The organism is Nocardia sp. NPDC003999 (genome assembly GCF_053604885.1).
The window spans coordinates 86965-109994 of sequence record NZ_JBSGIB010000002.1 but is presented as its reverse complement, the minus strand read 5'-3'; the positions used below and the strand labels follow the sequence as shown (position 1 = coordinate 109994).

The window sequence follows — 23030 nt, the reverse complement described above, 5'->3', positions numbered from 1 at the left end:
CATGTCCGACGTCAACCTTCTCGAAGCATCCGTACGCACCGAGTTCGGTAAGGGCGCAGCGCGCCGTACCCGTCGTGCGGGCAACGTCCCGGCCGTGCTGTACGGCCACCAGGCCGACCCGCAGCATCTGTCGGTGAACGCCCAGGCCTTCGCCGCCATCCTGCGTGAGCACGGCACCAACGCGGTGCTGAACCTCGTCATCGACGGCAAGAAGCAGCTCGCGCTGACCAAGTCCGTCGTGGTGCACCCGATCCGCCGCTACATCGAGCACGCCGACCTGCTGATCATCAAGCGCGGCGAGAAGGTCACCGCCGACGTGAACGTCACCGTCACCGGCGACGCCGCCCCCGGCACCCTGGTCACCCAGGAAGCCACCACCGTCTCCGTCGAGGCCGACGCGCTGAAGCTGCCCGAGGCCATCGAGGTCTCCGTCGAGGGCGTCGAGGCCGGCACCCAGATCACCGCGGGCGAGCTGCAGCTGCCCGAGGGCGTCGACCTGGCCGCCGATGCCGAGACCCTGATCGTCAACGTCATCGCCGCCCCGGCCGCCGAGCCCGTCGAGGGCGAGGGTGCGGGCGAGGCCGAGGGCGAGAGCGCTGAGTAGTACCGAATCGTCCGCCGGGCCCGCGCTCGTCGTCGGACTGGGCAACCCAGGTCCCGAATACGAGCGCACCCGGCACAATGTCGGTTTCCTGGTCGCCGACGTGCTCGCCGAGCGCGTCGGCGGCCGTTTCGGTGTGCACAAGAAATCCGGCGCCGACCTGCTGCAGGCGCGGCTGGACGGGCGTCAGGTGCTGATCGCCAAGCCGCGTTCGTTCATGAACCTGTCCGGCAGGCCGGTGGCCGCGCTGGCGAAATTCTTCTCCGTGCCGCCGACCGAGGTGATCGTCGTGCACGACGAACTCGACCTGCCGTTCGGCTCCATCCGGCTCAAGCGCGGCGGCGGTGAGGGCGGGCACAACGGTCTTCGTTCCGTCTCCAGCGCCCTGACCACCAAGGACTACTTGCGCACCCGCATCGGCATCGGCCGTCCGCCGGGCCGCCAGGACCCGGCCGATTACGTGTTGAAGCCGTTCTCCACGCCGGAGCGCAAAGAGGTCCCGGTGATCATCGAGCAGGCCGCCGACGCGGTGGAACTGCTGCTGCGCGTCGGGCTGGAGACCGCGCAGAACCAATTGCACTGAGCGGCACTCGGCCGATCACCCGCGCGGCAGATGCATCGCGGTAGCGGCCCTGCGCAGTTTGCCGGAAGACGTCTTCGGTAGTGCGCCGGGACCGAGCACGGTGACGGTGCGTGGCCGCGCGCCGACCTCCGCGAACACCGAGTGCACGATCTCGCGCTCGATGCGCTTGACCTCGTCGGGATCCTGGTGGCTGCCGCTCTCCACCACCACGGCGAAACTCTCCCGCTTCTGGCCCGCGTCCAGGCGCACCGCCACCGCGTTGCCCGGCCGGACGCCTGCCACCCTGGCCGCCGCGCGCTCGATGTCGGTGGGGTAGATGTTGCGGCCGCCCATGATGATGACGTCTTTGATCCGGCCGCACACCACGATCAGTCCCTCGTCGGTGAAGTAGCCGATGTCGCCGGTGTCCAGCCAGCCCTCGTCGTCCCGGGCCGATTGGAATCCGTCCACCGTCACATAGCCGGAAGTGACCGCGGGACCGCGCAATTCGATCACGCCCACCGAGCGGGCGGGCAACGGTTGACGTTCGCTGTCGACGATCCGGCCCTCCAGGTTGTCGACCAGATAGCCGAGGGTGGGCAATCGCCGGATGTTGGCCGGTTGGCCGTGCTCCACCGGCACGGGCACCGCCTTGCCGATCGCCTCGAGCAGGTCGGCGTCGATCACGTCGAGCACCTGTCCGTGCCCGGGGTCGGGGATCGACACGGCGAGCGTGGTCTCGGCCATGCCGTAGACCGGGGTGAGCGCCATCGGGTTGAGGCCGAAGCGTTTTCCGGCCGCGGCCAGCGCCTCCATGGTGTCCGGGTCCACCGGTTCGGCCCCGTTCCACATGTACCGCACGCTGCTGAGGTCGAACGCGCCTTCGTCGGCCTGCCGCAGCCGCCGGGCGAGCAGCGAATAGGCGAAATTCGGTGCGGCGGTGACAGTTCCACGGTACTTGCTGATCAGCTCGGCCCACAGCAGCGGCTTGGTGAGGAAGTCCAGCGGCGTCACGCACACCACTTCGGCGCCGAATTGCATGGGGACACTGAGGAATCCGACCATGCCCATGTCGTGGAACAGCGGCAGCCAGCTGACCATCACATCGTCGGCGAGCTGGAATTTCACCCGGTCGAACATGGCGTAGGCGTTGACGAAGAAATTCTCGTGCGTGATCCGCACCGCCTTGGGCGAGCCGGTCGAGCCGGAAGTCAACTGCTGCAACGCGATATCGCCCTCGGCGGTGGGCACCGGATCGATGTCGGGGCCGCCGGGCAGCTGGTCGATGCGCACGACGGTGATGCCGCGTTCGCGCAACAGCGGCTCGGCCGCCTCGAACGGCGCGCCGAGCACGACCGCGCGGGCCCGGATCATGGTCAGCACGGTTTCGGTGTCGCGCGCCCAGACCACCAGATCGGTGCGCGGAGTCGGCTGGTGCAGCATGGTGATCGACGCGCCGCGCATCCAGATGGCCTGGCAGGCCGGGGCGATGTCGACCGGCATGCCCGCGAGCACGCCGACCGCGTCACCGTGCCCGATACCGGCTTCGGCCAGCCCGCCCGCCATGCGCCGGGCGAGCCGGTGGATCTCCGACCACGTGCGCCGCAGCGGGGCGCCGGGCTCGCCGGTCACCAGGCCGCGCTCGGAGGTCTGTGCGGTCGCATACATCTCGTCGGTGAATCTGCTCAAAGTCCCAACTCCTCCATCACCAACCGTTGCCGGGAACCGGCCTCCCCCGACTATCACGCCATAGTGGCCCAGCGTTAACCCCATTTCCAGGGGCGCAGGTCAGGGGCGCGAAACAGCGGTCGGAAAGGTTGCGGCGTAACGATCGACGTAGCACCGGCCGGAGCGGGCGGCCAGTTCGCGCATCAACTCGTCGGTCGCGGCGCGCACCGTCCGGCGCTGCTCGGCGGGCGGATAGCGACGCGGGGCGCCGAACGCGATACGCACCTTGCCGAAACGCAGCAGACGGCTGCCGCGCGGGTTCACCCGATCGGTGCCGGAGAGGGTCACGGGAACGACCGGCGCGCCGGTGGCCATGGCGACCCGCAAGGTGCCGGTGCGTCCGCGATAGATCCGGCCGTCGGGGGAACGGGTGCCTTCGGGATGGATCGCCCAGACCCCGCCGTCCGTCAGGATGCGGGTGGCGGCGGCCAGCGCCGCGGCGGCCGCGTCACCGCCGGTCCGATCGACCGGCACCTGTCCGGAGACCGAGTAGAACCAGCGGTTGATCCGGCCGCGCACGCCTTTTCCGGTGAAGTACTCCTGCTTCGCCAGGAACGTCACGCGCCGTGGCACGACCAGTGCGAGGTAGAGGGAGTCGATCACCGCGAGATGATTGGCCGCGATGATCACCGGTCCGGTTCGCGGAATGTTGTCCAGTCCTTCGACCGTCGGCCTGCCCAGCAGTCGCAGCAGCGGACCGAGTAGGACGTACTTGAACAGCGGGTACCACACGTAGACCTCCAAGGGCATTGGGCGTAGACACTGTCTACCCGATCTCGTAGACAGTGTCTACACCCGGTGTGCGGTCACACAGCGACAGGCGTAGACAATGTCCGCATGGCCGAGAGCGAGTCGCTACGAGATCGACTGGTCGACGCCGGTGTCGATCTGCTCGAAGAGGTCGGCGCCGCGGGACTGGGATTGCGGGTCATCACCCGGGCCGCGGGCGTCTCGCACGGTGCGCCGCGGCGGTATTTCCCGACCCACCGCGCACTGCTCGCCGCCATCGCGGCGCGCGGTTTCGCCGATCTCGCGGACCGGTTCGCCGCGGTGGACGCCGGGGCCGCGCGCGATCGTCTCACCCGGATGAGCGCCGAGTACATCGCATTCGCCGCGCGGCGGCCGGAGATGTTCACCCTGATGTTCCGGCACGACCTACTCGAAGGCTCCGGCGAGAATCTGCGGTCGGTCAGCCTGCCGCTGTTCGCGCGGTTCGCCGAGCTGGTCGGCGCGGCGGCGGAATCGGGCGCGATCGACCCGCGCCACCGTGCGATCGCTCTGTGGACCAATGTGCACGGCATCGCCACCGCACAGGCCAATCGAAGCTTGCGCCTGGTCGACCCCGGAGTGGACGCGGCGGCTCTGGTGGCCAGGGCACTGGCCGTGCATCTGGCCTGACCGTTCCGTGGCGCTCGCGGCTCAGGCGCGCAGCTGCGCCACCGCGGCGACGAAGCGATCGAGCTCGTCGAAACCGACGAAGCAGTGCGGCGAAGCGCGCACGACGGAGGCCAGGCCGCGGCCGGTCATGTCCAGCAGGGTCGAGCCCGCGTGGCTGACCGTGACGGTGATGTCCCGCGCCAGCAGCCGGTCGCGCACCTCGACGGACTCGACGCCGTCAACGGTGAACGACACGATGCCGCTGTGCCGGATGCCGAGATCGCGCACGGTGACGCCGGGAATCTCCGGCAGCGCCTTGCGCAGGTGCTCGGCGCGGGCCGCGATCGCGGCGTAGACGTTCTCCGGGCCCAGTTCGAGCAGATATCGCACGGCGGCGCCCAGGCCGAGGCGGCCCGCGACGTCGCACTCCCAGAACTCGAAGCGGCCTGCGTCGGGCGCGAGCCGGTAGTCGTGCGGGCCGGTCCATTCCGCGCTGTGCAGGTCGAGCCGGCCTGGTTCCATGGAGCGCGCCAACTCCGGCCGCAGATACAGGAATCCGGTGCCGCGCGGGCCGCGCAGCCACTTGCGTCCGGTGGCAGACAAGGCGTCGACGCCGAGCTCGGCCACGTCCAAAGGCAGCTGCCCGGCGGACTGACAGGCGTCCAGCAGCACCAGCGCGCCGACCGAGTGCGCGATCCTGGTCGCCTCCGCGGCCGGGTTCACCAACCCGCCGTTGGTCGGCGCGTGCAGGATCGAAACCAGCTTGACCCGTTCGTCGACCAGCGCGGTGAGCGCGTCGAGGTCGATCTGCCCGCTGCCGTCGCTCGGAATCCGCTCCACCGTGGCGCCCGTGGCGCGGGCGCGCTGCAAGGCGGCGATGGCATTGCTGGCGTAGTCCGCCTCGGAGATCAGGATGCGGTCGCCCGCCGCGAGCGGGACCGAGTAGAAGAAGTCCGCCCAGGATCGGGTGGCGCTGTCGCTGAGCGCGATGCTCTCGGGTTCGGCGTTGATCAACGCCCCGATCGCGGTCTTGACGTCGGCGAGATCGTCGAGCCGCTCGTTCGCGGCGCGATAACCTCCGACCTCCGCTTCCCGCAGCAGATGCGCGACAACGGTGTCGGTGACGACTCGCGGCGGTAGCGACGAGCCGGCGCTGTCGAGGAAAACGGGTCCGGGTTCCGGCCCGGACACGCATCCGGGAGTGTCGGCTCGTACGCGAGCGTCATCCAGCATGGAGCCGACCTTATCGGGTCGATTGTTCGGCTTCATGTCGGTTTCTTGTCGGTCCGCATGGCTACGCTGGATGGATCGCCGCACGCGAATTTCGGCCCGTGAGTGGAATACCACCGGGCCGAATGGCGATAACCGAAGAACAGCGGACAACGTCCCGACGCCCACTGGAGGTTGGCATGGCGGTCACGCTCGAGAGTCCTGAGTCGGCCGGTTGTGCCACCGAGCAGGGAGAACTGTCCTCCCGCGCGGCGGCGGAGGCCTATATCGGCGGGGTGTGCTTCAAGCTCGGACCACCCACGCTGATCGGCGCCGAACTCGAATGGCTCACGGTGCAGGGTGAGTGTTCGGCGTCCGGACCTTCGGCCGCTCCGCGCCCCCAACTGTCCGCCTTGGCGGACGCTCTCGGACCGTACGCACCACGGTCCATCGCCCCTGATTCGCCGGCGCTCGCGCTGCCGGGGGGCAGCCGGGTCACTCTCGAACCCGGTGGTCAGATCGAACTCTCCAGCGCTCCCTACGAAGCTGCCGCGCAGCTGTGTGATCGACTGCGCGATGATGCCCGCCTGTTGCGGGAACTTCTCGAATCCCGGTCGATCCGCCCCGTTTCCGTCGCCGCCGACGCGGACCGCCGTCCCAAACGCTTGCTTCAGCTGCCGCGCTATCGCGCGATGGAGCGCTCCTTCGGCGGCATCGGGCCGTTCGGCAAGCTGATGATGTGCAACACCGCGGCCGCCCAGGTCAGCGTCGACGCGGGCGCCGACCGTGCGGACGTCACCGCGCGGTGGACCGCCCTGTATGCCGTCGGCCCGGCCCTGCTTGCCGCCTTCGCCTGTTCACCCGTCCTGCGTGGCGCGCCGCCCGGAGCGTGGGCCTCCCAGCGCATGCGGGCCTGGCTGCGGCTGGACAACACGCGCACCCGTCCGCCGGTGCTGGACTGGACCGACCCGGTGGCCGCCTACGGCAGATGGGCGCTGGACGTGCCGCTGCTGTGCGTGCGCCGACCCGACGGTGCGGCGGAATGCGGCGACGCCGACGGATGGTCCGCGCCGCCCGGGGCCACCTTCGCCGACTGGCTGTCCGGCGCGCTGGACGACGAGGTAGGCCGCCGCCCCGACACCGGCGATCTCGACTATCACCTCACCACGCTGTTCCCGCCGGTACGCGCGTCCGGCCACTTGGAGGTCCGCTACATCGACGCGCAGCCCGGTGACGCGTGGACCATTCCCGTGCACGTGTTCGACGCGCTCATGTCCAGCCCGTCGGTGGTCGCTGAGGCGAGCTCGATCGCGGCGCCGCTGGCGGGCCGCTGGGTCGATGCCGCCCGCTACGGATTGGCTGATCCGGACATCCGGGCGGGCGCGGTCGCCCTGCTGCGTCTCGCGGCCGAGCACACCGCGACCGACGAGGCGGCCCGCGCCGTCGAGTCCGCCGCCGAACGATGTCACCGCGGTCGCACCCCGACCGAGGACGACATCGAGCACGCCCCGAGCCCGCGGCTTCCGGGAGTCGCCACGTGAACCAGCCGCGCTGCCCTGGCGCCACGCAGGCCCACCGGGCCGCCGCCAGCCGAATCGCCGCCGCCGACCCCCATGAATCCCGGAGATGTTTTTCGTGACCACTTTCCAACCCGCCCCCACCGACAACTTCGGCACCGCCCAGCTCAGGGATCGGATCGCCGACGTTCTCACGCGCGCCCGCCTGCGCACCCACACGCTCACCGACTGCGTCGACGAAGCCGAACTCGTGGCCCAGCATTCCCGGCTGATGAGCCCGCTGGTCTGGGATCTGGCGCACATCGGCAATCAGGAAGAACTCTGGCTCGTGCGCGACGTCGGCGGACGCGACCCGGTGCGCGCCGACATCGACGAACTCTACGACGCCTTCAAACACGCCCGCGCGAACCGGCCCACGCTGCCGCTGCTCGATCCCGCCCAGGCGCGCGACTATGTCGGCACCGTACGCGACAAGGTGTTGGACGTACTGGAGCGCAGCGATCTGCGCGGCCGTCCGCTGATCGACGACGGATTCGCCTTCGGCATGATCGCCCAGCACGAGCAGCAGCACGACGAGACCATGCTGGCCACCCACCAGTTGCGCACCGGCGCCGCCGTGCTCTCGGCGGCGGACGCCCCGGCCGCGACGGCGGCGGTCGGCGCGGAAGTAGTGATCCCCGCAGGGGAATTCCTCATGGGCACCTCCACCGACCCGTGGGCGCTGGACAACGAGCGCCCCGCCCATCCGGTGCGAGTGGCCGGTTTCGCGATCGACGCCGCGCCGGTGACCAATGAGCAGTACCTGGCCTTCGTCGACGACGGCGGCTACGAACGCCCCGAACTCTGGTCCGAGCGCGGCTGGGCGCATCGCGTCGAGGCGGGCCTGGTCGCGCCGCAGTTCTGGGAGCGTGATCCGTCCGGGCATTGGTGGCGGCGGGTGTTCGGCGTGATGACCCCCCTGCGGCCGCGACAGCCGGTCGTGCACGTGTGCTGGTTCGAGGCCGAGGCCTACGCGAACTGGGCGGGCAAGCGCCTGCCCACCGAAGCGGAATGGGAGAAGGCGGCCCGGTTCGATCCGGCCACCGGCGCGTCGCGCCGATTCCCTTGGGGCGACGCCGATCCCGACGTCGCCACCGCGAACCTCGGGCAGCGGCATCTGGAACCCGCCGAGGTGGGCGCGTATCCGGCCGGCGCGTCCCCCGCGGGCGTGCACCAGTTGATCGGGGACGTGTGGGAATGGACCGCTTCGGGTTTCGAGGCGTACCCGGGGTTCCGGGCGTTCCCGTACCGCGAGTACTCCGAGGTCTTCTTCGGCGGTGATTACCGTGTGCTGCGCGGCGGTTCCTTCGGCACCGATCCGGTGGCCTGCCGCGGCACCTTCCGCAACTGGGACCATCCCATCCGTCGCCAGATCTTCGCCGGGTTCCGCCTGGCGCGGGATCTGCGGCCCGGAGAAGGGGAGTGAGCGCCGCCCGTCGTGCCGGGCGATGGTGCGGCCGCGGTCCCGCGGCGAGCGGCCCGCGCCTCGCGACGTCGGCCCCGGCGGGTGCGGATGTGTAGACACTTGGGTTACGTCGGCCCGCCGGTGCGGGTGGGCGACATGTTGACCCTCGGCTCCCATTCGCTGCGCACCCAGGCGTGGGCGCCGCGCGACATGCGTCACGGCGGCACCATCAACGCCGACGGTTTCGGCGTCGCCTGGTGGAGCGTCACGCCGGACGACACGGTCACCGCCAGCCGCTACCGCAACGCCGAGCCGATCTGGACCGACCCGGCCGTTGACGAGGTGCTGCCGCAACTGGAGTCCGCCGCGGTGCTCGGGGCGGTGCGCTCGGCGACGGTCGGCATGCCGGTCGAACGGTCCGCGTGCGCGCCGTTCACCCGCGACCGCTGGGCGTTCAGCCACAACGGCGTGGTGCCGGACTGGCGCCGCACCCTGACCGGCGTGGCGGCCGAATTCGCGGTCGTCGCGGCCGGACTCGGCGCCGAGGACCTGTTCTCTCCGGCGCGGCTGCTGGAGGCCGAATCCGCCACCGACGCGGCGACGCTGTGGGTGCTGCTGTGCGATCTGCTGTCGACCGGCGCACCGGACGGCGAGTGGTCGGCGGCTCCGGCGGCACTGCGGCTGCTCGTCTCCGCGATCCTCGACCGGGCGCCGGAAGCACGCCTGAACCTCCTGCTCTCCGACGGTGCGCAACTGTGGGCGACCACCTGCCACCACTCGTTGTCGGTGCTGGTCACCGACGATTTCGCACTCGTGTCCTCCGAACCGTTCGACGACGACCCCCGCTGGCAGTCGGTCCCGGACCGCAGCCTGGTGAGCGCCAGGCCCGGCGCGCTGTCCGTCGACCCCCTCCTCTGACCCGAAAGGCCGGTGCCATGACCGCAGTCACGCTGGACATCCACCTGACCGAAGACGACCTGAACACCGCGCTCCGCTCGGACGCCAGGCTGGGCCTGACCGCGAACCCGAAATGGTTGCCGCCCAAATGGTTCTACGACGCCAAGGGCAGCGAGCTGTTCGAGCGGATCACCGAGCTGCCCGAGTACTACCCGACACGCACCGAGCGCGCTCTGCTCGAACGGGTGGTCGACGAGATCGCCGACGCCGCCCAAGCGGAGGTACTGGTCGAACTCGGCGCCGGATCGGCGGCGAAGACGCGCCTGTTGCTCACCGCTCTGAGCGCGCGCGGGCCGTTGAAGAAGTATGTACCGCAGGATGTTTCGTCGGCAGCGCTGCGGTCGGCCGCCGACGAGGTCGCGGTCGAGTTCCCTGGGCTCGCCGTGCACGGTGTGGTCAGCGACTTCACCGACACGCTGGCCAACCTCCCCCGCGGCGGACGCCGGATGATCGCATTCCTCGGCGGCACCATCGGCAACCTCGTCCCCGCGGAACGGGCGGAGTTCCTCGCCAGGATCCACGACTTGCTCGAGCCGGGGGAGCAACTGCTGCTCGGGGCCGGGCTGGTCACCGACCCGGCGGTACTCGTTCCCGCCTACGACGACGCGGCGGGCGTCACCGCCGAGTTCAACCGGAACGTCCTACACGTGCTGAACTCTCGCCTGCGCGCCGACTTCGCGCCGGAGAAATTCCGGCACGTCGCGGTCTGGGACGCCGAACGGGAGTGGATCGAGATGCGGCTGGAGGCGAGCGAGGACATGACCGTCGCGGTCGGCGATCTCGACCTCACCGTGCGCTTCGGCCGCGGCGAACAGATGCGCACCGAGATCTCCGCCAAGTTCCGCGTCGAGGGCCTCGAAGCCGAACTCGCCGCCGCGGGCTTCGCCACCGGACACGTGTGGACCGATCCGGACGATCGTTTCGCGCTGCTGCTCGCCGGGCGGCGCTGACCACGTGTCGATCGGCGGCGCTCACCACGACGGGGCGCCGCCGACCACCGCCCCGAGCCACTCGACCAGCGGCCGCATCGTCTCCCAGGCGGCGCGGACTTCCTTCGCCGTGCGCGGCGTGTCCAGCCAGGCGGGCGCGCCGAATTCCCGGCCGCACGTGATCGACTTGTGCCGCAGCAGGTCGATGCGCGGGTGGTCGGCGTCGTAGCCCTTGGGTCGGGTCTTCAGCTTCTCGCCGCCGATGGTGAAGCCCGCGTCGGTGAGTTTCGCGAGGATCGCCACCAGTTCCGGTCCGCGCACCTCGTCATCGATGGTGGCCCGCAGCTGCGCGAGTTGCTCGGACGAGCCCTGGTAGAAACCGCCACCGACGAACAGACCCCCGGCATTGATCTGGACGTACCAGCCGACCCCCGCCGCGGCGCGCACCACGGCGCCCTGCGCGGTCTTGTACGGCGACTTGTCCTTGGCGAACCGCACGTCGCGGTAGGGCCGGAAGATCTTGGCGGTCCCGAAATCCGGCTCCAGATCGGCCACCAGGGCCTTCATGGGCGCGAGCACCGACTCGTCGTAGATCTTCTTGTGCGCGGTCCAGAACGCCTTGGAGTTGTCGGCCTCCAGGTCTTCGTAGAAGTCGAGCCCGGCGAGCGGGAAACCCGCGAATCCGGTCATGCCCGCACACCCGCCGCGCTGATGTCACCCGATAGACGCATACCGAAAATCTACGTCGTGATGTCTCCGCCGAACACGACGAACCCCACGATGAGGCCGATCACCATCCCGACGGCCGCAGCGATCGCTGCCCATTTGCCGAGCGATTCGCCCTTGTTGCGCCCGATGATGCCCAGGATTATCCCGGCCGGGCCGAACAAGATCGGGCAGAACAGCACCGCGGTTATGGCGCAGACGAAGCCGATGATCGAGTACACCTGGCTGGTCGGCTGCTTCGGCGGGGTGGCGTAGGGCTCGTACCCCTGCTGCGGATAGGACGGGTAGCCGTACTGCGGCTGTTGCGGCCCGGACGTCGGGTAGCCGTACCCACCGCCTGGCGGGTACTGCGGTTGCCCGGTCGGCGGATACGGCTGCTGCGGGGGATACGGCTGCTGAAAGTCACCGGGCTGCCCGCTCGGCGGATAAGGCGGTTGCCCGCCCGAACCGTACTGCGTGTGCTCGTCCGGCGTGAACCGCTGCGTCGTTTCGTCGGGAGGCTGTGGCCCGGAACCCGGCGAGGGAGCCCCCGGCGCGGCGGGTTCGGCGCCCCAGGACTGCTGCTCGCCCCCGCCGTTGGCGCCCCAAGGCCGGGGTTCGGCGGGCTGGCCGCTGGGCTCGGCGCCCCACTGGCCGCCCAGCGCTCCCCCGGGCGGCGAGCCGCTCGACTGCCACCATTGGTCGGCCGGGCCCGGCTCGTGCTCCGGCGGTAGCGCGGCGGCGGGATCGTGCTCGGTGGGTCGTCCACCGGGCGTCTGCGCCGGGGCGGAGCCGGTCGACGGCTGGGCAGGCTCGTCACCGGAGGTCTCCCCGGTCGGCTTCGACGGTGACTCCGGCGGCCGCTGCTCGTCGGGGTGGTCCGGATCCTTCGGCGTGCTCATCGCACCCTCCTCGTGTCGTCCCGGTCACGCAACCTATGCCTACCACGGTGAGCGCGTCGTCATAGCCGATTGCTACAGGCGCGTCGGGGACGGAGCAGGTTCAGAGATCCTCGTCGTCGATGATCTCGATCGCGGCCACCTCGGCGGACCGGTCGTCCGACTCGTCCGCGGCGAGGGTGTCGCGGGCCGTCCACTCCTGGTCCAGCTCGTCGTCGATGCCGAGCCTGCCGTCGTCCTCGTCCTCGTGGTAACGGATGCGCAGTTCGTCGGGCGGATCCTCGATGTTGCGCTGATATTCGCGGATCTCGTCCTCCTGGTCGTCGTCCCCCATCTCGGTCTCCAACGGATCACGGTCCATACCCTCAGTATCCCCACTGATCGCCGCGGCTAACGCGGACACGAAAACGGCGGCCCGGACCGTAGTCCGAGCCGCCGTTCTCGCGGTAAGAGCTCTATGCGTTTCCGTTGAAAAGACCGGTCACGGAGCCGTTTTCGAAGACCTCGCGGATCGTGCGGGCCAGCAGCGGCGCGATGGACAGCACGGTCAGCTGCGGGAACTTCTTCTCCTCGGACAGCGGCAGGGTGTTGGTCACCACGACCTCCTTGGCGCCGCAGTTGGCGAGGCGCTCGGCGGCGGGCTCGCTCAGCACGCCGTGGGTCGCGGCGATGACCACGTCACCGGCGCCCGCGTCCTTCAGCACCTTGACCGCGCCCGCGATGGTGCCGCCGGTGTCGATCATGTCGTCGATCAGGATGCAGGTGCGGCCCTCGACCTCGCCGACCACGCGGTTGGACTTGACCTGGTTGGGCACCAGCGGGTCGCGGGTCTTGTGGATGAACGCCAGCGGCGAGCCGCCCAGCGAGTCGGCCCACTTCTCGGCGACGCGCACGCGGCCGGAGTCGGGGGAGACGACGGTGATGTGCTCGAGGCTGTAGTTGGTGCGGACGTACTCCGCCAGCTGCACCTGCGCGTGCATGTGGTCGACCGGGCCGTCGAAGAAGCCCTGGATCTGGTCGGTGTGCAGGTCGACGGTGATGATCCGGTTCGCGCCCGCGGTCTTCAGCAGGTCGGCGACCAGACGGGCCGAGATGGGCTCACGGCCGCGGTGCTTCTTGTCCTGGCGGGCGTACGGGTAGAAGGGCAGCACCGCGGTGATCCGCTTGGCCGAGCCGCGCTTGAGCGCGTCGATCATGATGAGCTGCTCCATCAGCCACTGGTTCAGCGGCGCGGGGAAGCTCTGCAGGACGAAGGCGTCGGAGCCGCGCACCGACTCCTCGAACCGGACGAAGATCTCGCCGTTGGCGAAGTCCCGTGCCACCTGCGGCGTGACGTGGACGTCGAGCTCCTTGGCGACCTGCTCGGCCAGCTCAGGATGAGCGCGTCCCGAGAAGAGCATCAGGTTCTTCTGGTTGTCCATCCATGACGCGGTCACTGCTGTTTGCCATCCTTTTGCTCTATTGCCTGACCCGACATCTCCTTGGCCGCGATGGCTTCCGCCGCCGCGCGCGCCGCGTCCGTCCCTGGACGGTGTCGCTGCACCCAGCCCTCGATGTTCTTCTGCGGTCCACCGGACACCGCGAGAGCTCCGGGCGGAACGTTTCTGCGCAGTACAGTACCCGCCGCCGTATAGGCTCCGTCACCCACCGTCACCGGCGCGACGAACATGGTGTCGCTGCCGGTGCGTACGTGCGAGCCGACGACGGTGTGGTGCTTGGTCACGCCGTCGTAGTTGACGAAGACGCTCGACGCACCGATGTTGCTGTGCTCGCCGATGGTGGCGTCGCCGACGTAGGTCAGGTGCGGGACCTTCGAATGCGCGCCGATCGAGGCGTTCTTGGTCTCGACGAACGCGCCGAGCTTGCCCGTGTCGCCCACGATGGTGCCCGGCCGCAGGTAGGCGAACGGGCCGATGGTCGCCTTCGGGCCGATGGTGGCCCCCTCGCCGTGGGTGCGGATCACCTTCGCCCCGTCGCCGACGACCACGTCGGTGAGCGTGCTGTCCGGGCCGACCTCGGCGTCCTCGCCGACGACGGTGTTGCCGAGCAGTTGCACACCGGGCAGGATCACGGCGTCCCTGCTGATGCGCACGCTGGCGTCCACCCAGGTCGAGGCGGGATCCATGATCGTGACGCCCGCGCGCATGTGGCGTTCCAGGATGTAGCGGTTGAGCGTGCGCGCCGCCGAGGCCAGCTGCACGCGGTCGTTGACGCCGGTGACCTTGGCCGCGTCGACCAGGCGTGCGCCGTGCACCGGGTGTCCGGCCTCCCTGGCCAGGCGCAGCACGTCGGTCAGGTACAGCTCGTGCTGGGCGTTGGCGGTGGACAGGCGGCTGATCATGGTGCGCAGCACCGCGGCGTCGAACGCGTACACGCCGGAATTGACCTCGGTGATCGCGGCCTGTTCCGGGGTGGCGTCGGCGTGTTCGACGATCTCGGCGAGCTGGCCTTCGGCGTCGCGGACGATGCGGCCGTAACCATTCGGGTCCGGCGGCACGAAGGTCAGCACGGTGACCGCGGGGCGTTCGGCGTAGCTGCGGTGCTCATCGAGCAGCGCGGCCAGGGTGTGTCCGTCCAGCAACGGCACGTCGGCGGAGGTGACCAGCACGTCGCCGGTGAAGCCGACCGGCAGGGCGGCAAGCGCGCACTGCACCGCGTGGCCCGTGCCGAGTTGCTCTTCCTGGATCGCCGGGGTGATCTCCCGGCCGAGATCGTCGGCCACCGCGGCCACCGCGGCGCCGACTTGTTCGCGATCGTGCCCCACCACGGTGATGAGGTACGCGGGGTCGATCTCGTTCGCCGCATGCAGCGCGTGCGCGAGCATGCTCCGACCGGCCAGCGAATGCAGGACCTTGGGGGTCTTCGACCGCATTCGTGTCCCGGCACCGGCTGCGAGAACGACGACGGCGGTCTGCTGTGGCATGGATCTCCCTCGGCTGCCTGTCCTCGTGCTGGGCGTCGTCGTGCTTGGTCAGCGATGTGCGGGCCAACGATAAGTCATCGTGCTCTCGAGCTCCGCCGCCAGGACTCGAACCTGAACTCTCTGAACCAAAATCAGATGTGCTGCCATTACACCACGGCGGATTGCCACACCGGCGGTTGGCGAAACCCCCGCCGCTGTGCCATGGCACGGGATGAATCCTCGCATACTCGCCCGCCTCCCCGCGAATTGTTCCCCGCGCGGCATCTGGTATTCGGGCCGGACCAGCGCGGGAGCGCTCCTGTCCTCCGGCCGGGCAGCGCTCGGGCGGAGGACCGCTCGATCGCCGACTACAGCGGAGAGCCCCCGCGTCCCCTCGCCCCGGAGAAGCGGACTGCCGACCGGTCTGGGACAGTGGTATCCGAATGTCGATGTCGTGCGTCGGAGCCCCGATGTGACGGCTGACCAGGCACGCACGAGGGCGGATCGCCGGGCTCGCCCGCGGTCCCGTCTCGGCATGCGCTCGTCGGCTCGGCGGGAACCGTCGAGGCACTCACGACCGGCAACAACGCGGGAAGGGCGGAGGAGCAGGGGTGTCTTCGAGTGAGTCGCATCGAGTGTCCCGTCCACGGATGACCGGCACCCAGCGGCGTCAGCAGCTGATCGAGATCGGACGCGCGCTGTTCGCCGAACGCGGTTACGACGCGACCTCCATCGAGGAGATCGCGCAACGCGCCCAGGTCTCCAAACCCGTGGTGTACGAACACTTCGGCGGCAAAGAGGGGTTGTACGCGGTCGTCGTGGACCGGGAGATGTCGATGCTGCTGGACATGATCACCTCCTCGCTCACCCAGAACCGGTCGCGCATCCGGCTCGAACAGGTCGCGCTGGCGCTGCTGACCTATATCGAAGAACGGACCGACGGGTTTCGAATTCTGGTGCGAGATCAGCCCGCCGCCGCCGCCGAGGGCAGGTACTCCAGTTTGCTCAACGAAGCGACCAATCAGGTGGCGCACATTCTGGCCGGAGATTTCGCGCGGCGCGGGTTCGACACCAGTCTGTCCACCCTCTACGCGCAGGCGCTCGTCGGTCAGGTCGCCACCGCCGCCACCTGGTGGCTGGACGAGCGCAAACCCTCGAAAGAGGTTGTGGCGGCCCACTTGGTGAACCTGTGCTGGAACGGGCTGAGTCATCTGGAAGCCGATCCACAACTGAGTTCGGAATGGCGCGCGGGCGCCGGTGAGTGACCCGGATTGTTAACCAGCAAATTGCGCGACGGCTCTCGCCGAATGCTCGAATTGGCTGCTGGACGCGCGCCTGGTGGTACGGTTCACCCATCCTTTGGGTGCTGTTCGGGCGGTAAGTCGGTCAACTTCGGGATGTCGGTCTACTTCAGGATGGCTGGTTTTTGGGATGACAGGCGGATCTGATGGCTAGGCAAGCGCGCGCGGAGATCACCCGCGACTCCGTCCTGGCAGGCGCTGCCGATGTCTTTCTGCGCTTGGGATATGCGAATGCGAGCCTGAGCGAGATCATCGCGCAGTCCAATGTGACCAAGGGCGCCTTGTATTTTCACTTCGGCTCCAAGGAGGAGCTGGCGCGCGCGGTGGTCGACCAGGGCAACGAGCGGTTGACGAGCTCGTGTCAGGGCTTCTTCGATCCGCGAGTGCCCGCGCTGGAGGCGTGCATCGGCATCACCTACGTCGTCGCCGATCTATCGATGAACGACCCGATGGTCGGCGCCATGCTGAAGCTGACCCACCAGATCGGCGACTACCGCGGCGCTCAAGGCGACAACATCGCCAAGAACTGGGGCGACACCTACCGGCTGCTCGCCGAACGGGCCATCGCCCAAGGCGACCTGATCGCCGACCTGGACGCCGAGGTCATCGGCCTGCTGTGGCAGGAGATGGCCGCGGGCGTGCACATCATCGCCGTCGGCACCGAATCCATCGACCAGATGGCGGTCCGGATGGAGCGCGCCTGGTACTTCCTGCTCCCGGCCATCGTCCCGGCCGAGAAGCTCTCGTACTTCAGGGAATTCGCGGCAAGACGTTTGCGGCGCTACGTGCCGTAACTTTGGCAGCGCCTGCGGCGCCGCGAACGGCGCATGCTCGGTCTCGCTTCGCTCGGAAGACGTGGTTACGGTGCGCTGGGCGCGTCGGTATCGAAGCTTGCTGCCCGGTGCACGCGTGTGGTGGCTGGCTGGCTGTGGGCTCGGGCTGTTCTTTCGTCGCGTGCGCTGCGGTCGTGGAAACGCGAGCCGGGCCGCGAACGGCGGATGCTCGGTCTTGCTTCGCTCGGAAGACGTGGCTGTGGGTGCGCTGGGCGCGACGGTGGTCGAGCTCGCTTCGGGGCGTGCGGTCGGTGTGGCTGGTTGGTGGTTGTCCCGTATGGCCGGTGGTCGTGGGAATGTGAGCGGGGCCGAAGGAGGCTCGGTTCATTTCGCTTGAACGACGGCGTTCGGCCGGTGTGGTTGCGCTGGTGCCCGCGTCGGGCAACGTTCGCCCTGTCGAGTCATGGGTCGGGGGCCTGCGGGGGGATGGATAATCTCGCGGCATGCATACGCATCGGAGCTTCCACAATCCTCCTGCTCTGCCGCATGAGGTGGTAGCCGCGGTGTTGGAGCGGGCACTCGGAGACCGCGCGTACGAGTTCGAGGCGGCGGATGCTCTGGTTGGCAGCGCCTTGAACGACGACGATCGGGAGTTCGTCGAGCACTGGTGTGTGCAGGTCGGAACGCGGGCTGTGGACGGCAGCCCGCTGCTCGGGCTGGCCGGGCTGTGCCTGGGACATACCGCTCGGCGGTTCGGGCGGCTCAGCGATGAGTCCGTTGCGTTGGCGCGCTCCTTGTCGGCGCGTGCCGAGGCGGATCCGTCGGACGTGGACGGGCGGGCACTCGACGGTTTCGATGACGTCCGGAGTTTCCTGCACCTCTGGTGAAGGGCCCCGCAGTGTGCGTCGGGCGACATTCGCCCTGGCTATGGTAGGTGCTCGTCGGTGGTGTGCTTGTTCCGCCGGATGACGTAGCCGCGAATCGTGCTGACGACTCCGCCGGGACCTTCTCGCTGTGGCTCGCTTCTCGCCGGGAGGAGCCGGAGCGTGTTCGGGTGGGCGGCCGTGTCGGCGACGAAATAGATCGCGGATGGGCGCTCTGGTACCGGGCGGGGGCGGCAGTCGCCTCGCGGCGGCGCGGGCGCTGCAAAAACAAGATGCCCGCTTAACTAGACTCGGTTGGCCGCTCGAAACGTGTCGCCTGCGCTCAGGAGTTGTCGATGTCCACCCACCGCCCCCCGTTGGCGGGACTGGCCGCCGCGGCCGGTGCCGATTCCTCGCTACGGACCGTCGCGGAGCTGATCGGCACATCGTCGGTCGAGCTGGTCGCGCCGTCGGCGGTGCGGCCGTTCGTCGCGTCGCGGTTGGCCGCCGAGCGGCCGTTGGTGGTGGTCACGGCCACGGGGCGGGAGGCAGACGACCTGAGTGTCGAACTCGTGGAGATGCTCGGTCCCACGGTCGCGCAGTTCCCGTCCTGGGAGACGCTGCCGCACGAGCGGCTCTCGCCGGGCGCCGACACGGTGGGGCGCAGGCTGGAGGTGCTGCGCCGGATCGCCCACCCCGGCGACCCGCATTTCCCCGCGCCGCTGCGCGTGGTGGTGACCACGGTGCGGTCGCTGATGCAGCCGATGGCGGGTGGGCTCGGCGAGATCGAGCCGATCGTGCTGCGCGTCGGCGCCGAGCTGGACTTCGACGAATTGCTCACGCGGCTGGTGGAATTCGCTTACACCCGGGTCGACATGGTGGGCAAGCGCGGTGAGTTCGCGGTGCGCGGCGGCATCCTGGACGTCTTCCCGCCCACCGCCGACCATCCGGTGCGCGTGGAATTCTGGGGTGACGAGGTCACCGAACTGCGGCCGTTCTCCGTCGCCGACCAGCGCTCGCTGCCGGACGTCGCGGTGGACGTCGTGGTCGCGCCGCCGTGCCGGGAACTGCTGCTCACACCCGAGGTGCGCGAGCGGGCGGCCGAGGTCGCCGCCGCCAACGCGGCCGACGCGGCGCTGGTGGAGATGCTGGAGAAACTCGCGCAGGGCATCCCGGTCGAGGGCATGGAAGCGCTGTTGCCGGTGCTGCAACCGGGGCAGTTGTGCCTGCTCACCGAGGTGCTGCCGGAGGGAACCCACGTACTGCTGTGCGATCCGGAGAAGATCCGCACCCGCGCGGCCGACCTGGTACGTACCGGCGAGGAATTCCTGGAGGCATCCTGGACCGCGGCCTCGTTCGGCGGCGCCGCGCCGCTCGGCGGACACGGACTCGACCTGGCCGCCTCCGCCTACCGCCCGCTGCCCGAGATCCAGGCCAGCGCCGAGCGACAGGGCCTGCCCTGGTGGACGCTGAGCCCGCTCGCTTCCGGGGATTCCTCCGAGGTCGTGCTGCCGGTGCTGCCCGGCCCGGCCGCGCGCGGGTCCGACGAACTGGTGGCGACCATGTTCGCCTCGTTGCGCGCCCACGTGCTCACCGGCGGCAGGGCCGTGGTGGTCGTCGCGGGCCACGGGACGGCGCAGCGCATCCTGGAACGGCTGGCGGACGCGGAGGTCCCCGCCGCGGCGCTCGAGGCGGGCGCGGAGCCGAACGAGGGCGTGGTGGGCGTGCTGTGCGGCTCGCTGCACGACGGCTTGGTCTTCGAGGGCGCCGGTCTGGTGGTCGTCGCCGAATCCGACCTCACCGGCAACCGGGTCACCGCGCCGACCGAGGGCAAGCGGATGCCCGCCAAACGGCGCAACCAGGTCGACCCGCTCGCGTTGAGCGCGGGCGACATGGTGGTGCACGACCAGCACGGCATCGGCAAGTTCGTCGAGATGATCGAGCGCACCGTCGGCGGCGCGCGCCGCGAGTATCTGGTGATCGAGTACGCGCCGAGCAAACGCGGCCAGCCCGGTGACCGGCTGTTCGTGCCGATGGAGTCGCTCGACCAGCTCTCCCGCTACGTCGGCGGCGAGATGCCCAGCCTGTCGAAGCTCGGCGGCTCGGACTGGGCCAACACCAAACGCAAGGCGCGCAAAGCGGTTCGCGAGATCGCCGGCGAGCTGGTGCAGCTGTACGCCGCCCGCCAGGCCGCGCCGGGTCACGCGTTCGGACCGGACACGCCGTGGCAGAAGGAGATGGAGGACGCGTTCGCGTTCACCGAGACCGTCGACCAGATGACCGCCATCGCCGAGGTGAAGTCGGACATGGAGAAGGCCGTCCCGATGGACCGCGTGGTCTGCGGCGACGTCGGCTACGGCAAGACCGAGATCGCGGTGCGCGCGGCGTTCAAGGCGGTGCAGGACGGCAAACAGGTCGTCGTGCTGGTGCCGACCACGCTGCTCGCGCAGCAGCACCTGCAGACCTTCACCGAGCGCGTCGCGGGTTTCCCGATCACCGTGAAAGGCCTGTCCCGCTTCACCGATCCGGCCGAGGCCCGCGCGGTGCTGGAGGGAATGGCCGACGGCGGCGTCGACATCGTGGTTGGCACGCACCGGCTGTTGCAGACCGGCGTGCGCTGGAAGGACCTCGGCCTCGTGGTGGTCGACGAGGAACAGCGATTCGGTGTCGAGCACAAAGAGCACATCAAGGCGCTGCGCACGCACGTCGACGTGCTCACCATGTCGGCCACCCCGATTCCGCGCACCCTGGAGATGAGTCTGGCGGGGATTCGCGAGATGTCGACCATCCTCACCCCGCCGGAGGAACGCCACCCGGTGCTCACCTACGTGGGCGCCTACAACGACAAGCAGGTCACCGCCGCGATCCGGCGCGAGTTGCTGCGCGACGGCCAGGTGTTCTACGTGCACAACCGGGTGTCGTCGATCGACAAGGCGGCCAAGCGGATTCGCGATCTGGTGCCCGAAGCGCGGGTGGCGGTCGCGCACGGCCAGATGAACGAGGACGCGCTGGAGTCCACCGTGCAGGGCTTCTGGCAGCGCGAATACGACGTGCTGGTGTGCACCACGATCATCGAGACCGGTCTGGACATCTCCAACGCCAACACCCTGATCGTGGAACGCGCCGACGCGCTGGGCCTTTCGCAGTTGCATCAGCTTCGCGGCCGGGTCGGGCGCAGCCGGGAACGCGGCTACGCCTACTTCCTCTACCCGCCGGAGAAGCCGCTCACCGAGACGGCCTACGACCGACTGGCCACCATCTCGCAGAACTCCGATCTCGGCGCGGGCATGGCGGTCGCGATGAAGGACCTGGAGATCCGTGGCGCGGGCAACGTGCTCGGCGCCGAGCAGTCCGGCCACGTCGCAGGGGTCGGCTTCGATCTCTACGTGCGGCTGGTCGGGGAGGCCGTCGAGGCGTATCGCGCCGCCGCGGACGGCAAGCCGATCACCACCGAGGAGGTCAAGGAGGTGCGCATCGACCTGCCCGTCGACGCGCACATCCCGCCGGACTACATCGCCAGTGACCGGCTGCGCCTGGAGGCATACCGCAAACTCGCCGCCGCGCAGGATGATTCGGCGCTCGCGCAGGTCGTGGAGGAACTCGTCGACCGGTACGGCCCGTTGCCGGTGGAAGTCGGGCGTCTGGTGTCGGTGGCCAAACTGCGCCTGCTCGCCCGCGAGTACGAGGTCACCGAGATCGCGGTCACCGGGACGACCTTGAAGATCTCGCCGCTGCACCTGCCCGATTCCAAGCAGATGCGCCTCAAGCGGCTCTACCCGAGCGCGGGGTACCGCGCCGCGTCCGGGGTGGTGCAGCTTCCGCTGCCGCGCGTGCAGGACAGTGTCGGGGCCGAGCGCGTCCGCGATGTCGTGCTGCTGCAATTCGCCGCCGATCTGTTGCTGGCGTTGGACGGGAAGGCGCAGGGAGCGGTCGACCTCACCGTCGCCGCCGAGATGGCGCCGCGATGAGCTCGACACGCGACGAGTCCGTTCTGCGGGCCGCCCGCCATCGCGCGGTTCACGGCGTGGAGCGCGACGGGGAGGCGACACCGCGCACGGACGCCGCGGTGGTCGCGGCGGGGCTGGCCGGGGCGGTCGAGGTCATGGACCGGCTCTGGCATTTCGGTGGGTGGGAGGTCACCCAGACCCACGACTCGCTGCGCCCCTACCTGCTCGAGGAGACCTACGAACTGCTCGACGCCATCCAGCACGACGATGCCGAGACGATCAAGGAAGAACTCGGCGACCTGCTGCTGCAAGTGCTCTTCCACTCCCGGATCGCCGAGGCCGCAGGCGAATTCACCGTCGACGACGTCGCCGCCGCGCTGGTGGCCAAGCTGGTCAACCGCAGCCCGCACCTGGTGGATTCCGCGATCGATCCCGACGCCTCGGTGGCCGAGAAGATCGCCGCCCAGGAACGCGCTTGGGAAGAACGCAAATCCGCCGAGAAGTCCCGCCGTTCCTGCCTGGACGGCATAGCCATGGCCCAGCCCGCGTTGGCACTCGCCGAGAAGATCGTCTCCCGCGGCACCAAAGCGGGCCTGCCACCCGCCCTCGTTCCAGAAGCCCTGCGCGTCGTGCACCTCGGTGGCCCGGAAAGCGCCGAAGAACGCCTCCGCAAAGCGACGCTCACCTTCGCCGCCGCCATCCGCGCGGCGGAGGACAGCGCGGAAAAGGAACGCGGCGAACGTCTTCCGCTCACCGCCGAGGATTGGCACGCCTTCTGGCCGGAGGGAACCGAGTAGGACTCCCGCGCGGCCGTCCGATTCAGGGAAACTGAAAGAATGCGGTACCCCGAACTGAACGCACGACCGCGATGGCAGTCGACCGGGAACGGCAGATTCCCCGTCGCCGCCCACGTCGACGGCCAGTGGTGGGTTCTACGGATGAACGGCTTCCCCGACCACCCGCTGTGGACACTGTTCATCAATGGCGCACCCCGTTTCGACATCGACGACACGCCGCCCACTTGGGGACGACCGAGCGACCGGTCCGCACCGCCCCTCGACCCCGACACCGCCGAACGAATCCTCGCCCCGGTCCACCACTTGGTCGCCTACGGAAGCGAAGTCGGTGACCCCTGTGACGACCCGGTCTGCTGCGGGTGACTCCGCGATTCGTGTCGTTCCACTCGGCCGGCAGCCTGGGCTGAAATCGTCGGTCTTCATCAACCGACCACGGGGGTTTCCGCTCCGGAGACGGCCTCTCGGTGGAGGCGACCGCGCGCTCGGGTGCACCCGAGGTAGCCTGTCTCGGAGGGAGGG

Annotated in this window: 21 protein-coding genes and 1 tRNA gene; 13 read left to right on the top strand and 9 right to left on the bottom strand. The window is 69.4% G+C overall.

Annotated elements, in window-relative coordinates:
* Position 1 precedes the first annotated feature (1 nt).
* Both ACWESM_RS04670 and pth read left to right on the top strand, forming a co-directional pair.
* Entirely contained in the window at positions 2–604 is a 603-nt protein-coding gene (locus tag ACWESM_RS04670) for a 50S ribosomal protein L25/general stress protein Ctc (RefSeq protein ID WP_355074528.1), read from the top strand.
* Positions 570–1184, top strand: coding sequence for an aminoacyl-tRNA hydrolase (gene pth / locus ACWESM_RS04665; protein ID WP_355074526.1), 615 nt, complete (start codon positions 570–572; stop codon positions 1182–1184). Before ACWESM_RS04670 ends, pth begins: the two co-directional genes overlap by 35 nt.
* Positions 1185–1199: 15 nt before the next feature.
* Here pth and ACWESM_RS04660 read toward each other — a convergent pair whose 3' ends face one another.
* Both ACWESM_RS04660 and ACWESM_RS04655 read right to left on the bottom strand, forming a co-directional pair.
* Positions 1200–2852, bottom strand: a complete 1653-nt coding sequence (locus ACWESM_RS04660; protein ID WP_355074525.1) for a fatty acyl-AMP ligase — start codon at positions 2850–2852, stop codon at positions 1200–1202.
* Positions 2853–2951: 99 nt separating this feature from the next.
* Positions 2952–3623: a lysophospholipid acyltransferase family protein gene (locus ACWESM_RS04655; protein ID WP_356963901.1), complete on the bottom strand. Its 672-nt coding sequence runs from the start codon at positions 3621–3623 to the stop codon at positions 2952–2954.
* A gap of 105 nt (positions 3624–3728) precedes the next feature.
* On the opposite strand from ACWESM_RS04655, the gene ACWESM_RS04650 reads away from it, so the two are divergent.
* Complete coding sequence (locus tag ACWESM_RS04650; protein ID WP_355074523.1) at positions 3729–4289, top strand: TetR/AcrR family transcriptional regulator; 561 nt, start codon at positions 3729–3731, stop codon at positions 4287–4289.
* Positions 4290–4310: 21 nt separating this feature from the next.
* On the opposite strand, the gene ACWESM_RS04645 is transcribed toward ACWESM_RS04650, so the two are convergent.
* Positions 4311–5501 carry an aminotransferase class V-fold PLP-dependent enzyme gene (locus ACWESM_RS04645; RefSeq protein WP_364428914.1) on the bottom strand — a complete coding sequence of 397 codons (1191 nt, stop codon included), beginning with the start codon at positions 5499–5501 and terminating at the stop codon, positions 4311–4313.
* A gap of 176 nt (positions 5502–5677) precedes the next feature.
* Here ACWESM_RS04645 and egtA point away from each other — a divergent pair, with 176 nt between their 5' ends.
* The 4 genes from egtA to egtD all read left to right on the top strand — a co-directional run bounded on the left by egtA (position 5678) and on the right by egtD (position 10345).
* The gene (gene egtA / locus ACWESM_RS04640; RefSeq protein WP_379255387.1) at positions 5678–7018 is read left to right on the top strand and encodes an ergothioneine biosynthesis glutamate--cysteine ligase EgtA; all 1341 of its coding nucleotides are present in this window, start codon (positions 5678–5680) and stop codon (positions 7016–7018) included.
* Between the two features lie 94 nt (positions 7019–7112).
* On the top strand, positions 7113–8459 hold the full coding sequence (egtB, locus tag ACWESM_RS04635; protein ID WP_452490971.1) for an ergothioneine biosynthesis protein EgtB: 1347 nt from the start codon (positions 7113–7115) through the stop codon (positions 8457–8459).
* Between the two features lie 87 nt (positions 8460–8546).
* Positions 8547–9356, top strand: coding sequence for an ergothioneine biosynthesis protein EgtC (egtC, locus tag ACWESM_RS04630; RefSeq protein WP_364428923.1), 810 nt, complete (start codon positions 8547–8549; stop codon positions 9354–9356).
* A 17-nt stretch (positions 9357–9373) separates the two neighbouring features.
* Positions 9374–10345 carry an L-histidine N(alpha)-methyltransferase gene (gene egtD / locus ACWESM_RS04625; RefSeq protein WP_364428926.1) on the top strand — a complete coding sequence of 324 codons (972 nt, stop codon included), beginning with the start codon at positions 9374–9376 and terminating at the stop codon, positions 10343–10345.
* Between the two features lie 21 nt (positions 10346–10366).
* Here the strand turns inward: egtD and ACWESM_RS04620 are convergent, their stop codons facing one another.
* The 6 genes from ACWESM_RS04620 to ACWESM_RS04595 form a co-directional block, all read right to left on the bottom strand.
* Positions 10367–11014, bottom strand: coding sequence for a DUF2461 domain-containing protein (locus ACWESM_RS04620; RefSeq protein WP_364428929.1), 648 nt, complete (start codon positions 11012–11014; stop codon positions 10367–10369).
* Positions 11015–11064: 50 nt separating this feature from the next.
* On the bottom strand, positions 11065–11931 hold the full coding sequence (locus tag ACWESM_RS04615; protein ID WP_355074510.1) for a hypothetical protein: 867 nt from the start codon (positions 11929–11931) through the stop codon (positions 11065–11067).
* Positions 11932–12031: 100 nt separating this feature from the next.
* On the bottom strand, positions 12032–12289 hold the full coding sequence (locus ACWESM_RS04610; protein ID WP_355074508.1) for a hypothetical protein: 258 nt from the start codon (positions 12287–12289) through the stop codon (positions 12032–12034).
* A gap of 94 nt (positions 12290–12383) precedes the next feature.
* On the bottom strand, positions 12384–13349 hold the full coding sequence (locus ACWESM_RS04605; protein ID WP_379255422.1) for a ribose-phosphate diphosphokinase: 966 nt from the start codon (positions 13347–13349) through the stop codon (positions 12384–12386).
* An 11-nt stretch (positions 13350–13360) separates the two neighbouring features.
* On the bottom strand, positions 13361–14851 hold the full coding sequence (gene glmU / locus ACWESM_RS04600; RefSeq protein ID WP_355074505.1) for a bifunctional UDP-N-acetylglucosamine diphosphorylase/glucosamine-1-phosphate N-acetyltransferase GlmU: 1491 nt from the start codon (positions 14849–14851) through the stop codon (positions 13361–13363).
* Between the two features lie 90 nt (positions 14852–14941).
* A tRNA-Gln gene (locus ACWESM_RS04595) sits at positions 14942–15012 on the bottom strand.
* Between the two features lie 468 nt (positions 15013–15480).
* Between ACWESM_RS04595 and ACWESM_RS04590 the strand changes: the two genes are divergently transcribed.
* The 6 genes from ACWESM_RS04590 to ACWESM_RS04565 all read left to right on the top strand — a co-directional run bounded on the left by ACWESM_RS04590 (position 15481) and on the right by ACWESM_RS04565 (position 22874).
* Entirely contained in the window at positions 15481–16095 is a 615-nt protein-coding gene (locus ACWESM_RS04590) for a TetR/AcrR family transcriptional regulator (protein WP_355074504.1), read from the top strand.
* Positions 16096–16277: 182 nt separating this feature from the next.
* Positions 16278–16925: a TetR/AcrR family transcriptional regulator gene (locus tag ACWESM_RS04585; RefSeq protein WP_159843027.1), complete on the top strand. Its 648-nt coding sequence runs from the start codon at positions 16278–16280 to the stop codon at positions 16923–16925.
* A gap of 482 nt (positions 16926–17407) precedes the next feature.
* Positions 17408–17791 carry a hypothetical protein gene (locus tag ACWESM_RS04580; protein WP_452490970.1) on the top strand — a complete coding sequence of 128 codons (384 nt, stop codon included), beginning with the start codon at positions 17408–17410 and terminating at the stop codon, positions 17789–17791.
* Positions 17792–18123: 332 nt separating this feature from the next.
* The gene (gene mfd / locus ACWESM_RS04575) at positions 18124–21735 is read left to right on the top strand and encodes a transcription-repair coupling factor (protein WP_452490969.1); all 3612 of its coding nucleotides are present in this window, start codon (positions 18124–18126) and stop codon (positions 21733–21735) included.
* 134 nt (positions 21736–21869) lie between these two features.
* Positions 21870–22511, top strand: a complete 642-nt coding sequence (locus ACWESM_RS04570) for a MazG family protein (protein ID WP_452491124.1) — start codon at positions 21870–21872, stop codon at positions 22509–22511.
* 39 nt (positions 22512–22550) lie between these two features.
* Entirely contained in the window at positions 22551–22874 is a 324-nt protein-coding gene (locus ACWESM_RS04565) for a hypothetical protein (protein WP_364428944.1), read from the top strand.
* Positions 22875–23030: the final 156 nt, after the last annotated feature.

Excerpts from the sequence above, each read along its gene's own strand:
- ACWESM_RS04615 (WP_355074510.1), bottom strand. The coding sequence starts at position 11,931 with ATGAGCACGCCGAAGGATCCGGACCACCCCGACGAGCAGCGGCCGCCG.
- egtA (WP_379255387.1), top strand. The coding sequence starts at position 5,678 with ATGGCGGTCACGCTCGAGAGTCCTGAGTCGGCCGGTTGTGCCACCGAG.
- ACWESM_RS04580 (WP_452490970.1), top strand. The coding sequence starts at position 17,408 with ATGCATACGCATCGGAGCTTCCACAATCCTCCTGCTCTGCCGCATGAG.
- ACWESM_RS04645 (WP_364428914.1), bottom strand. The coding sequence starts at position 5,501 with ATGCTGGATGACGCTCGCGTACGAGCCGACACTCCCGGATGCGTGTCC.
- ACWESM_RS04650 (WP_355074523.1), top strand. The coding sequence starts at position 3,729 with ATGGCCGAGAGCGAGTCGCTACGAGATCGACTGGTCGACGCCGGTGTC.
- ACWESM_RS04585 (WP_159843027.1), top strand. The coding sequence starts at position 16,278 with ATGGCTAGGCAAGCGCGCGCGGAGATCACCCGCGACTCCGTCCTGGCA.
- ACWESM_RS04565 (WP_364428944.1), top strand. The coding sequence starts at position 22,551 with ATGCGGTACCCCGAACTGAACGCACGACCGCGATGGCAGTCGACCGGG.
- egtC (WP_364428923.1), top strand. The coding sequence starts at position 8,547 with ATGTGTAGACACTTGGGTTACGTCGGCCCGCCGGTGCGGGTGGGCGAC.
- ACWESM_RS04610 (WP_355074508.1), bottom strand. The coding sequence starts at position 12,289 with ATGGACCGTGATCCGTTGGAGACCGAGATGGGGGACGACGACCAGGAG.
- ACWESM_RS04605 (WP_379255422.1), bottom strand. The coding sequence starts at position 13,349 with ATGGACAACCAGAAGAACCTGATGCTCTTCTCGGGACGCGCTCATCCT.
- ACWESM_RS04570 (WP_452491124.1), top strand. The coding sequence starts at position 21,870 with ATGGACCGGCTCTGGCATTTCGGTGGGTGGGAGGTCACCCAGACCCAC.
- ACWESM_RS04590 (WP_355074504.1), top strand. The coding sequence starts at position 15,481 with ATGACCGGCACCCAGCGGCGTCAGCAGCTGATCGAGATCGGACGCGCG.
- ACWESM_RS04670 (WP_355074528.1), top strand. The coding sequence starts at position 2 with ATGTCCGACGTCAACCTTCTCGAAGCATCCGTACGCACCGAGTTCGGT.
- egtD (WP_364428926.1), top strand. The coding sequence starts at position 9,374 with ATGACCGCAGTCACGCTGGACATCCACCTGACCGAAGACGACCTGAAC.
- glmU (WP_355074505.1), bottom strand. The coding sequence starts at position 14,851 with ATGCCACAGCAGACCGCCGTCGTCGTTCTCGCAGCCGGTGCCGGGACA.
- mfd (WP_452490969.1), top strand. The coding sequence starts at position 18,124 with ATGTCCACCCACCGCCCCCCGTTGGCGGGACTGGCCGCCGCGGCCGGT.
- ACWESM_RS04620 (WP_364428929.1), bottom strand. The coding sequence starts at position 11,014 with ATGACCGGATTCGCGGGTTTCCCGCTCGCCGGGCTCGACTTCTACGAA.